This window comes from Serratia sp. AXJ-M (assembly GCF_046531865.1).
GTDB classification, from domain to species: Bacteria; Pseudomonadota; Gammaproteobacteria; order Enterobacterales; family Enterobacteriaceae; genus Serratia; species Serratia liquefaciens.
Window position 1 is genome coordinate 3,411,537 of record NZ_CP059394.1, and the last position, 10,069, is coordinate 3,421,605.

Annotated in this window: 11 protein-coding genes; 4 read left to right on the forward strand and 7 right to left on the reverse strand. The window is 55.1% G+C overall.

Features of this window, described 5'->3' with window-relative positions:
* Positions 1-140: 140 nt before the first annotated feature.
* Positions 141-2,327, forward strand: coding sequence for a TonB-dependent siderophore receptor (locus tag H0S68_RS16025; RefSeq protein ID WP_410528836.1), 2,187 nt, complete (start codon positions 141-143; stop codon positions 2,325-2,327).
* Positions 2,328-2,380: 53 nt separating this feature from the next.
* Here H0S68_RS16025 and H0S68_RS16030 read toward each other — a convergent pair whose 3' ends face one another.
* Together H0S68_RS16030 and H0S68_RS16035 are read right to left on the reverse strand one after the other, a co-directional pair.
* Positions 2,381-2,824: a DMT family transporter gene (locus tag H0S68_RS16030; RefSeq protein WP_048762557.1), complete on the reverse strand. Its 444-nt coding sequence runs from the start codon at positions 2,822-2,824 to the stop codon at positions 2,381-2,383.
* A gap of 25 nt (positions 2,825-2,849) precedes the next feature.
* A complete protein-coding gene (locus H0S68_RS16035; RefSeq protein WP_187961644.1) occupies positions 2,850-3,368 on the reverse strand; it encodes a GNAT family N-acetyltransferase in 519 nt (172 codons plus the stop codon).
* Positions 3,369-3,407: 39 nt separating this feature from the next.
* Here H0S68_RS16035 and H0S68_RS16040 point away from each other — a divergent pair, with 39 nt between their 5' ends.
* Positions 3,408-3,977 carry a helix-turn-helix domain-containing protein gene (locus tag H0S68_RS16040; protein ID WP_116690177.1) on the forward strand — a complete coding sequence of 190 codons (570 nt, stop codon included), beginning with the start codon at positions 3,408-3,410 and terminating at the stop codon, positions 3,975-3,977.
* 33 nt (positions 3,978-4,010) lie between these two features.
* On the opposite strand, the gene H0S68_RS16045 is transcribed toward H0S68_RS16040, so the two are convergent.
* From H0S68_RS16045 to H0S68_RS16055, 3 genes are all read right to left on the reverse strand, one after another.
* Positions 4,011-4,298, reverse strand: coding sequence for a DUF2623 family protein (locus H0S68_RS16045; RefSeq protein ID WP_020827688.1), 288 nt, complete (start codon positions 4,296-4,298; stop codon positions 4,011-4,013).
* Positions 4,299-4,455: 157 nt separating this feature from the next.
* Positions 4,456-5,043: a nitroreductase family protein gene (locus H0S68_RS16050; RefSeq protein ID WP_020827689.1), complete on the reverse strand. Its 588-nt coding sequence runs from the start codon at positions 5,041-5,043 to the stop codon at positions 4,456-4,458.
* 87 nt (positions 5,044-5,130) lie between these two features.
* The gene (locus H0S68_RS16055; protein WP_048762554.1) at positions 5,131-6,012 is read right to left on the reverse strand and encodes a LysR substrate-binding domain-containing protein; all 882 of its coding nucleotides are present in this window, start codon (positions 6,010-6,012) and stop codon (positions 5,131-5,133) included.
* Positions 6,013-6,133: 121 nt separating this feature from the next.
* Here H0S68_RS16055 and H0S68_RS16060 point away from each other — a divergent pair, with 121 nt between their 5' ends.
* The gene (locus H0S68_RS16060) at positions 6,134-6,769 is read left to right on the forward strand and encodes a flavodoxin family protein (protein WP_198640059.1); all 636 of its coding nucleotides are present in this window, start codon (positions 6,134-6,136) and stop codon (positions 6,767-6,769) included.
* Between the two features lie 147 nt (positions 6,770-6,916).
* On the forward strand, positions 6,917-8,023 hold the full coding sequence (locus H0S68_RS16065) for a glycosyltransferase family 9 protein (protein WP_217331411.1): 1,107 nt from the start codon (positions 6,917-6,919) through the stop codon (positions 8,021-8,023).
* Here H0S68_RS16065 and H0S68_RS16070 read toward each other — a convergent pair.
* Entirely contained in the window at positions 8,004-9,179 is a 1,176-nt protein-coding gene (locus tag H0S68_RS16070) for an O-antigen ligase family protein (RefSeq protein WP_400826108.1), read from the reverse strand. The genes H0S68_RS16065 and H0S68_RS16070 overlap by 20 nt on opposite strands.
* Positions 9,157-10,065: a sugar glycosyltransferase gene (locus H0S68_RS16075; RefSeq protein WP_400826110.1), complete on the reverse strand. Its 909-nt coding sequence runs from the start codon at positions 10,063-10,065 to the stop codon at positions 9,157-9,159. The genes H0S68_RS16070 and H0S68_RS16075 overlap by 23 nt, the downstream gene beginning before the upstream one ends.
* Positions 10,066-10,069 lie beyond the last annotated feature (4 nt).

Genomic DNA, 10,069 nt, shown 5'->3' on the forward strand with positions numbered 1-10,069 from the left:
CAATCAGATAAAAACACACCCCGCCCGAAACGACATTGTGGAGATATTGTGAATTTGCACTTTCCTTACAATAAATGAGAATAGTTATCGTTATCATAATTATTCAATAATATTTGCACATACTTTCAGGGATAAGATGCATGATTTACACACACTCTTTCAAATTGAAACCAGGCGCGATTTTGCTGGCGGGATTAATTAGCGGGAGCGGCTATGCTGCCGATGATTTGGCAGCGGAAAGTGAGGAAATGGTAGTTTTGGCGCCGGCGGAAGAACAATTAAAACAGCAGCCTGGCGTTTCCATTATTACCGCCGAGGACATCGCCAAGGATCCGCCGGTCAACGATTTATCCGACATCATCCGCAAAATGCCCGGCGTGAACCTGACCGGCAACAGCGCCAGCGGCAGCCGAGGCAATAACCGCCAGATCGATATACGCGGCATGGGGCCGGAAAATACGCTGATTTTAATCGACGGCGTCCCCACCACGTCGCGCAATTCAGTTCGCTATAGCTGGCGCGGCGAAAGGGACACCCGCGGCGATACCAACTGGGTGCCGGCGGAAATGGTTGAGCGCATCGAAGTGCTGCGCGGGCCTGCGGCGGCGCGTTACGGTTCCGGTGCCGCCGGCGGCGTGATTAATATCATCACCAAACGCCCCACCAATGACTGGCATGGCAGCCTGTCGCTGTTTACCAATCAGCCTGAAAACGACAAGGAAGGCGCAACGAAACGCACCAACTTTAGCCTCAGCGGCCCGTTGGCCGGCGACGCGCTCACCATGCGCCTGTACGGCAACTTTAACAAGACCGACGCCGATGCGGCGGATATCAACACCGCGCAAAACGGTTCCTATGCTGCCGGTAGCGAAGGCGTACGCAACAAAGACGTCAACGCCCTGTTCTCGTGGAAAATGACCCCGACGCAGATCCTCGATTTTGAGCTGGGCTATAGCCGCCAAGGCAATATCTACGCCGGCGATACCCAGTACAGCAACGGTAATCTCAGCCCGAACGATCTGGTTTCGTCGCTGTACGGACAAGAAACCAACCGCCTGTATCGCCAGACTTACGGCATCACCCATAACGGCATCTGGGATTGGGGCCAGTCACGCGTCGGCGTTTACTACGAAAAAACCAACAATACCCGTCTTCAGGAAGGCTCTACCGGGCGTGTCGAAGGGATGATCAACAGCGACCAATTCAACACCAGTCGGCTGAAAAATGTCAGAACCACCGGTGAAGTGACGCTGCCGCTCAACCTGTGGTTCGAACAAACCATGACCCTGGGGGCCGAGTGGAACCGTGAGCAGCTCGACGATCCGGCCTCTATGCAGGTCACCGATGCCAGCGGCGTCACCATCGGCGATATCTCCGGCGATCCTTCCGGACGCAGCGCCAAAAACAGCGCAGAACTCAGCGCCCTGTACTTCGAAGATAATATCGAAGTCCTGCCCGGCACCCTGCTGATCCCCGGCATGCGTTTTGATTATCACAGCAAATTCGGCAGCAACTGGAGCCCAAGCCTGAATGCCTCGCAGGAACTTGGCGACCATTTCAAACTGAAAGCCGGGATCGCCCGCGTCTTCAAAGCCCCAAACCTGTATCAGTCCAGCGAAGGCTACCTGCTGGCCACCCGCGGCAACGGCTGCCCGGACAACATTGCGACGGGGAGCTGCTACCTGATGGGCAATGCCGACTTGGATCCGGAAGTCAGCATCAACAAAGAAGTCGGCCTGGAGTTCACCTATGAAGGGTTCAACGCCGGTATTACCTATTTCCGTAACGATTATAAAAACAAAATCGTTTCCGGGACCGATCTGGTGGGCTACGCCTCTAACGGCTACAACATTCTGCGTTGGGAAAATGGCGGCAAGGCGGTGGTGGAAGGGCTAGAAGGCAACCTGGTGATCCCGGTAGTGAAAGATCGGCTGAATTGGCGTACCAACGCCACCTATATGATCACATCGGAAAATAAGGATACCGGGAACCCGCTTTCCGTGATCCCGAAATACACCGTTAACACCATGCTGGATTATCAGGTAACCGACAAACTCTCGACCAACCTCACCTGGACATTCTATGGTCGTCAGAAACCCCGCGAATATGCCGAGATACGTAATGAAGTCGGTTCGCTGGCGACCAATGAAGTGGGAGCTTACACCGTGGCCGCGGTTGGCATGAATTACGATCTGACCAAGGATCTGCGCCTGAATGCCGGTATCAGTAACCTGTTCGATAAACAGCTATACCGCGAGAACCAAGGGGCATCAACTTACAACGAACCTGGGCGCGCGTATTACGCCGGTATGACCCTGTCATTCTGATCGAATAAATAAGCAGGCCCGTTCGGGGGGAAACCGGGCGGGCTCTTTAGGCGTTAAAAACTTCTTCTGGCCACCAGAAAAGCACCAATCACCAGCAACACGGCCCCCAGCAGCGCGGGCAAATTTTCACGCATTGCCGCCGGCCCGGCCTTATAAATATCGGCCATCAATCCCGCCACCAACTGGCTGGCAACCAGTACGGCAATGGTGGTTGCCGCCCCCAGCTTCTGGTAACCCAAAATGCCGGAAAACACAAAAAACGATCCCAACAAGCCAGGTAACAACATCCACAACCGCAGGGAACCCGTGACTTCGGCCAGAGCCGTGACACCGTTTTTGGCAAACAGCAGGCCCATCAACAACACCAGGCCAACACTGGAGTTGATCACCAGCGTAATCAGCACCGTCGACACGCTCTCTGTAATGCGCACCATCAACAGGTTCTGAATGACCAGGCTGACACCGGCCGCAACCAGCAGCAATAGCATGATATTCATAGAGATCTCGGTTTTCGCTGTGCCATTAGCGCTTTGGTGGGGCGTTGGCGTCGTCGAGCTTCAGCTGCAGGAAGGTCAAATCCAGCCATTTGCCAAACTTGGCACCCACTTCGCTCATGCGACCTACCATTTCGAAGCCCAGATTAATGTGCAATTGCACAGACGCGTGGTTGCCGGACTCAATGCCCGCCACCATCACGTGTTTGCCGATCGCCCGCGCCTGCTCAATCAGCGCAATCAACAGCGTTTTACCTACCCCGCCGCCGCGGCTGTCTCGCCGAACATACACCGAATGCTCGACGGTGTGTCGATAGCCGTCCCACGCCCGCCAATCGCCAAATGAGGCATAGCCCATTACCTCACCCGCTGCGTCAATCGCCACCAGCACCGGGTAGCCCATCCCCTGCCGTTCTGTTATCCACGCGGCGCGGTTTGCCTCGTCGACGCTAAGTTCATTCCAGATTGCCGTGGTGTTCAGCACGGCGTCGTTATAGATAGCGGCAATGCCTGCGCTATCGGTTATAGTCGCGTTACGGATAAGCATGTTGACCTCTTGGTTGACCGTCTACTATCATACTACGATATGGATAATAAATTAGACAACCTAAATCAGCGCATCGGCGCGAGGATCCGCATCGAACGTGAGGCACGCCATTGGTCGCTGTCCGATCTGGCGGAACGGGCCGGCGTTTCACGCGCGATGGTGCACAAAATTGAACGCGGCGACAGTAGCCCAACGGCGATGTTGCTGGGGCGGCTTTCCGGCGCGTTCGGTCTGAGCATGTCCAAACTGATCGCCCGGGCGGAAACGCAGGAAGGCCGGTTGATGCGTAAGCAGGATCAACCGCTGTGGGTCGATCCCGACAGCGGCTACGTGCGTCGCCATGTGTCGCCGCAGTCGGATATGCCGCTCGATCTGGTGCGCATTGAACTGCCCGCCGGGGCCGCGATCCCCATGCCGGCTTCGGCCTATGCCTTTATGCGGCAATTGATCTGGGTTTTGTCCGGCTCGCTGGTGTTTCAGGAAGGCGAAACCCGCCATGAAATGGACCAGGGCGATTGCCTGGAACTTGGCCCACCGACCGACTGCGTGTTCAAGAATGAAAGCGCTGAACTCTGCATCTATTTGGTGGTGGTGATGAACAAGGCCTGAGTCGCTCAGGCCAAAGCGTGGCGGTGCTTAAGGTTATCCTTCCCGGTTGTACCCCGCGCAGAAAAACTTTTCGGCCAGGCGGTTGCTGCCGCCGGTGAAGAACTCACTCATCATCTCGCCGTTAAGATCGTAAGCCCGGCAGAGCAAGCCGGCCTCGAACGCAGCCTGATTTTCGTCACCCAGGCTTTCCGCCAGGTGGTGCGCATAGCCCAATACAAAGCCACGTTTGTAGTCACAACAGAAACGGGACAGTTGCGCAGCAGGCTTGGCGTCCCGCGCGGCTAACCCGGCCATCAGCCCCTTACCGAAGTGATTGTCCATGTACCCTCCCCTAATTTTCAACAATCGCTATATAAAATATTATATAGCGATCATCGCACTCATGGACATACTCACAAAGTTTTACCTCATCTACGCAAGGCAATAAAAAAGCCCGCAGAGGGAACCCTGCGGGCCGGATCAGTCTCAGAAAAAGCGATTACAGGGTAAAGTTCAGCCCTTCCACCACCGTCTGCTCCAGCGGCAAACGCCCTGAAGGGATCTCTTTTTGCTGCAGGAATTCAGGCAGCAGGGATTTGTCGCCCGCCTTGCCGATCGCCACCATGCCATGCACCTGATAGTTATCCGGCAGGTTGAGCGCAGCCTTGATTTTATCGTGGTGAACGCCGCCCATGCAGTGGGTCAGCCAGCCTTTCAGATGCGCCTGCAGCGCCAGATTGGCCCAGGCAGCACCGGTATCAAAGGAATGGCTTGGGTTATCCACTTCCTTCTCGCCGTTCAGGCTGGTCGTTTTCGAAATGATCACCACCAGCGCCGAAGCGTGCTGCGCCCAGCCGCGGTTGAATTCAATCAGGAAGTCCAGGTAGCTGTCCCAACTGGCCGAACCGTGCTTGCTATAAGCGAAGCGCCACGGCTGGATGTTATACGCCGAAGGCGACCAGCGTGCCGCTTCGAAGAAGCTCAACAGGGTCGTATCGTCGATAGGATCATTCGCCAGCGCGCGCGGCGACCAGCGTTCAATAAACTGCGCATCAATCGGGTGATCGGAAACTCTTGGCTGGCTCATGGACATCTCTCTCATGGGAATGGAATACCAAATTTATCCAATATTCCCATGCCGCACGCCAGAAAAACTTTTATTTTGTGCTGTTCATCAGCCGCCAAGTTCCTGCTGTAGCCAGTCGAGGAATGCCCGTACCGGCGGGTGCCGTTCACGCCCGGGTACACACAACGCGGTGTAGGCCGATCCCGGCACGCGAATATCCGGCCGATAGGGTACCAGCAAGCCATTACGCACCTGATCGGACACCATTACCGAGCTCGCCAGCACCAACCCCTGCCCGGCTACCGCCGCTTGCAGCGCATAATGCTCTTCGTCATAGGCCCGAAGCGTCGTGTGGCGCTGCCACCAATCGACCCCGGCAGCCAGGCACCAATCGCGCCAGCGGGTTTCGTAGAGGGTGGAATCCCGCCAGCGCACGGTGATCAAGGTTGGTGCAGGTTGCTCCGCCGCACAAAACCCCGGGGCGCCGTAAACGCCAAAACTCTCTTCCAGCCGCGCCGCCTGATACAACTGCGGGTAGTTTGCGCTGCTGTAACGAATAGCGATGTCTACGCTGGCGTCCTGCTGCAGATCAATCACCTCAGCGCAGGCCTCCAGGCGTACCAAATAGTGCGGATAGGCCTGATAAAAACGCCCCAGGCGCGGTACCAACCACAGCGCCGCGAAGGAATGGGTAACGGAAACGCACAGCGACCCCGCGCTCGGCGTCGGTCGCAGGGCATCCAGCACCGTTGCCACGTCGAGCAATGCGCCGTGCACTCCGGCGAACAAACGCTCGCCCTTTGGCGTCAACCGCACGCCCCGCGGTATCCGATCGAATAATGCAAAACCCAGCTGCTGCTCAAGCGCTTTTATCTGATGCGATACCGCCGTCGGCGTCACCGCCAACTCCAAAGCCGCCTGTTTAAAACTACGCAGCCGGGCGGCGGATTCAAAGGTGCGCAATGCGGTAACCGGCAGCGAGGCAAACATGGTCAGGGCTCCCTGCAGATGAATTGAACTCATCCTGAAAGAATAGCCGTCATTTGTCACCACAGCTTTATTCACCCTAAATTGATTCTCGTGTTCTACACCCCCATCAATGGAGAACGACATGAATTCATCTCATCAGTCAAAACGACTCATCGTCCTGGTTGGCAGCCCACGTCGCGACGGCAACAGTGCAACCCTGGCGCAGGCCATCATGGCGGGTGCCGCGGAAGCCGGCACCGACGCCAGCCTGTTTTTTTTAGACGATTACATCAACGGTTTTTTGGTGGATGAGCGCCACGCCACCCGGCCTGCCGACCGTTATGGCGAACTGTTCCTTGAGCATTTTCTGCCGGCGGACGCTGCGGTGTTCTGCACCCCGCTTTACTGGTACGGCATGTCGGCGCAAACCAAAGCCTTTTTCGACCGCTCTTTCAGCTACTACTCCAGCGCCTACCCCGATGCGGAACAGGTGCATCAGCGTATGAGCGGCAAACGCATCGGGCTGGCGGTAGCCTCGGAGGAAACCTATCCCGGTGCCGCGATGGGGATTGTGCATCAAATTCAGGAGTTCAGCCGCTATTCGCATTCCGAATTCGTCGGGCTGGTTCATGGCGCGGGCAACAGCCGGGGCGAAATCAGCCGCGATCCGCGTAACCCGCTGCAAGCCGCCCGCGAGCTGGGGCGCGAGATATTCACTCGTCCCTATTCAGACTACCGAATGGATACGCCGCGCAGCCCGCAGGTTTGGCAAAACTGACGCCGCCCAGGGGCAGCCTTGCTGCCCCTTTATCAAGGTTGCGCAAGCATATGTAGCAAGATATTGCCGCCCATTGGCCCACCACAACAAACGTCATATGATGCCAGGGTTCAGATCGGCATACCCATCAACCCAAAGCGGAACAAGATGTCAAAACAGTGGAAAATAGCGGCGGCCAACCTTGGCCTGCGGATGTATACCCGGCTGGGTGGCAACTTTAAGGATAAGGCCCATTTTCAGCCTGAGCAGGTTTTTGAACGCATCGTGATTTTTTCCACCAGCGCCCTCGGCGACCTGATGTTTAACACGCCGGCGATCCGCGCGGTGCGTGAACGCTACCCGGCAGCAAACATCACCCTGATTTCCAGCCACAAGAACAAACAGTTGGTCGCGACCAGCCGCTGCTTTAATCAGGTTATTTATTGGGATCATAAAGCGAAAGACATGCTCGGTGTTATTCGCCAACTGCGCCAACACCGGCCTCAGTTGGCGATTATCCTGCACTCCAAATCCCCTTATGATGTGATGGTCGCCATTACTGCCGGTTGCCAATATGTCTTCAAAGACGCTTACGGTAATAAAGCCACCGGCATGGAGCCCTGGCTGTGTGGCGTGAGCCGCAGCACCGGCGGCCATCTGATTCAACGCAAGCTGGATCTGGTGGCTCAGTTGGGCTGCCAAAGCGACAACACCGAGATGTTTATTCCTGTCGAGTTTTCGCCAGTGGCTAAAGCCGCAGGAAAAATTTCGATCGGCTTGCAAATGGGCGCTTCTGAAACGCTGCGCTGCTGGCCGGTCGCGCAGTTTATTCGTCTGGCGAAACTGCTGCTGGCAGCTTCGCCGCACCACCAGATTGAATTAATCGGCAGCCCCAAAGAACTGTCTATTGAACGGGCGTTTATGGCGGGGCTGACGGCAGCCGAGCAGTTGCGCGTGGTCAGCCATATTGGCAAAACCACCCTGCCGCAACTGCTGGCGGTGATGTCGAACATGCAGGTGCTGGTCACCGGCGACACCGGCCCACTGCACCTGGCCATCGCCCTGAAAACACCGACCGTCAGCCTGTTTGTTACCGCCAATCCACAGCACACCGGCCCCTATCAAAACAGTGAATTGCATCAGGTGATGTACGTCCCGGTGGATGAACAAAAGCTCAATGCCGCGCAACGCCAACAGCCGCTCAGCATCATCACTGAAAATGAGGTGTTTGAAAAAGTGACGAACGCGCTGAAAATTAGCGCGCCGGTGGGCTAATCAGCGGAGGCTGGGCAAAGACCATCGCCAGCGGGAACCAAAACAGGTACCAAAACTCGGCTGGGTTCGCGATGACAAACATGCCCTGTGAACAGTAGAAAATCAGCATAAACAGGTACAAAGCCGCTTCCAGGCGGCGACCGGCCCGGAGATGACGCACGGCCAGCTGTGCGCCAAACGTCAATAAAGCGGCAAACAGGCAAAACCCCACCAACCCGCCTTTGAGCAACGTTCCCAAATACAGGCTATGGGTAGTATGAATAAACTCGCCGGTGTAATTGGTAAAGGTCAGCTGCTTATCAAAGCCATAGCCAAAGAACGGTGCCTGTTCGACCAGCAACAGGCTGTGCCGCCAGATGCTCATCCGCACAAAGCTCTGTTGATACAGCTCTTCAAAACGCGTAATCAACATTTCACCGATTGGTGAAAACAGCACTGCACCCACGGCAAATAACACCGCGGCCGTAATGGCCAGCAGCGATTTTTTATTCAGCGCCAGATAGGAGGTGGTTAACGCCAACGCCGCCAATAAGGCCATCAGGGGGCCGCGACTTTGGGTGAACACCATAAAAGCGAACAACAACGGGATCGCTGACAGCGCCCTTTTCTTCCCGGTATCACGGAACACCATCAGGCTTAGAATGATGCCCAACGCCGCATAGCCGGCCAGGTCGATCACGTTGCGCGGGCCAGGGTTGGCTCCGGAAGTTTCTCGGAGAGTATAAATTTCGCGGAAATCAACGCACGCCAGATACAAACACAGCAGCGTGATGCCGGCGATCACGGCGCAAAGCAGCAGGTTGCGCTCCGGACTTTCCAATACGGTGACCAGCAAGGCCAGATAGAGCAGGATATAAACGCCGTGCGTCAGGGTAGATGCCGTATCATCCGGCGTGCCGCCCCAAAGATTGCTGACGGCATAATAGGCAAGAAAGCAGGCTGCCAGCGCCATTCCCGCGCTTGCGGCACGCCGGTTAAGCCAGGCCGAGCGAACTCCGGGGCGTGTGGCCAGCGTCAGCAGAAAAAAGAATGCCGCGATGTGGAATAAATTATTGACCCGGGTAAAACCGCAAAAAATGGCGCTAAAAAAAGAAAAGGCCAGCATGGCGTAAAAAGAGAGTCGTTCGGTGAACTCAATTATTTTTGAAAAAATCATTACTATCAACCTTTTCAAAAATACCGGTATCTATTGCGCTGTTTAATGAAAAGTTTCTAATCACCATTTTTCTCATCTTCATTCTCTCACCGGCATGGCTAAATGCCGGAATAATCAGGTCATCGACCTTCTCCGGCAAAAATGTCGGCAACTTATTTTCATTAGTTTCATAAAAACGCGGCAAATTAAAATTATTCATATCCAGCCCGGCAATAAATAGCTGTTTAAACCCAAGAAAGGCAATGATCTGAAAAGCCCAATACACTACCGTGCCGGCATCAAAAACTCCGTGTCGAATATCGTGGCTGAAGCCGATGGTTTTGTTGCCAGGCGAGAAAAAAACGCTGCGGTCTTTGTGATAATGGTCCCACAATGCCGAGAGAGGAATTTGGGGGCTGTAAATTTTGCAGCTCGCGTCCTCAACCACTGAAAACCGGCATTTGACGCCTGCCAGGGTGAAGCAATCAATAATTTTCGCCACGCCGTGAACCGTGGTAAAAAGGATTAAATCCGGCGCCTGAATAATGTTTTCGATAATATCCGGCCGCCGATCGATAAACCCCATATCGACAATCACATAAAACCGAAAGTTAACCTTTTGGCTCAGACTAAAAGCCCCATTGACCCCGATGGCCGGCATCTCAGGCAGTTCACTAAAGCGAATGGCGTTCACCGACGGCCCCGTAGCGGTCAATAATATGGGCCCCTTGCAGCTGTCTTTAACAGCTGACAGCGTCACTATAGGAACAGTCTGCTTTTTATAATGTAATTCGGCAATCTCGCCGCTGTCTGCACGTTCGATTTTTACGTAGGGCCAGAGATTTTCATTGTGCCGATAAGGCCGTGAATGAGAATAACGATACACCTGCTTAAGAAAACTGCCCATCGTA

Bases quoted from the DNA above. Each gene is read 5' to 3' on its own strand.
- H0S68_RS16050 (WP_020827689.1), bottom strand. From the start codon at position 5,043: ATGAGCCAGCCAAGAGTTTCCGATCACCCGATTGATGCGCAGTTTATT.
- H0S68_RS16025 (WP_410528836.1), top strand. From the start codon at position 141: ATGATTTACACACACTCTTTCAAATTGAAACCAGGCGCGATTTTGCTG.
- H0S68_RS16055 (WP_048762554.1), bottom strand. From the start codon at position 6,012: ATGTTTGCCTCGCTGCCGGTTACCGCATTGCGCACCTTTGAATCCGCC.
- H0S68_RS16030 (WP_048762557.1), bottom strand. From the start codon at position 2,824: ATGAATATCATGCTATTGCTGCTGGTTGCGGCCGGTGTCAGCCTGGTC.
- H0S68_RS16065 (WP_217331411.1), top strand. From the start codon at position 6,917: ATGTCAAAACAGTGGAAAATAGCGGCGGCCAACCTTGGCCTGCGGATG.
- H0S68_RS16060 (WP_198640059.1), top strand. From the start codon at position 6,134: ATGAATTCATCTCATCAGTCAAAACGACTCATCGTCCTGGTTGGCAGC.
- H0S68_RS16070 (WP_400826108.1), bottom strand. From the start codon at position 9,179: ATGATTTTTTCAAAAATAATTGAGTTCACCGAACGACTCTCTTTTTAC.
- H0S68_RS16040 (WP_116690177.1), top strand. From the start codon at position 3,408: ATGGATAATAAATTAGACAACCTAAATCAGCGCATCGGCGCGAGGATC.
- H0S68_RS16035 (WP_187961644.1), bottom strand. From the start codon at position 3,368: ATGCTTATCCGTAACGCGACTATAACCGATAGCGCAGGCATTGCCGCT.
- H0S68_RS16045 (WP_020827688.1), bottom strand. From the start codon at position 4,298: ATGGACAATCACTTCGGTAAGGGGCTGATGGCCGGGTTAGCCGCGCGG.
- H0S68_RS16075 (WP_400826110.1), bottom strand. From the start codon at position 10,065: ATGGGCAGTTTTCTTAAGCAGGTGTATCGTTATTCTCATTCACGGCCT.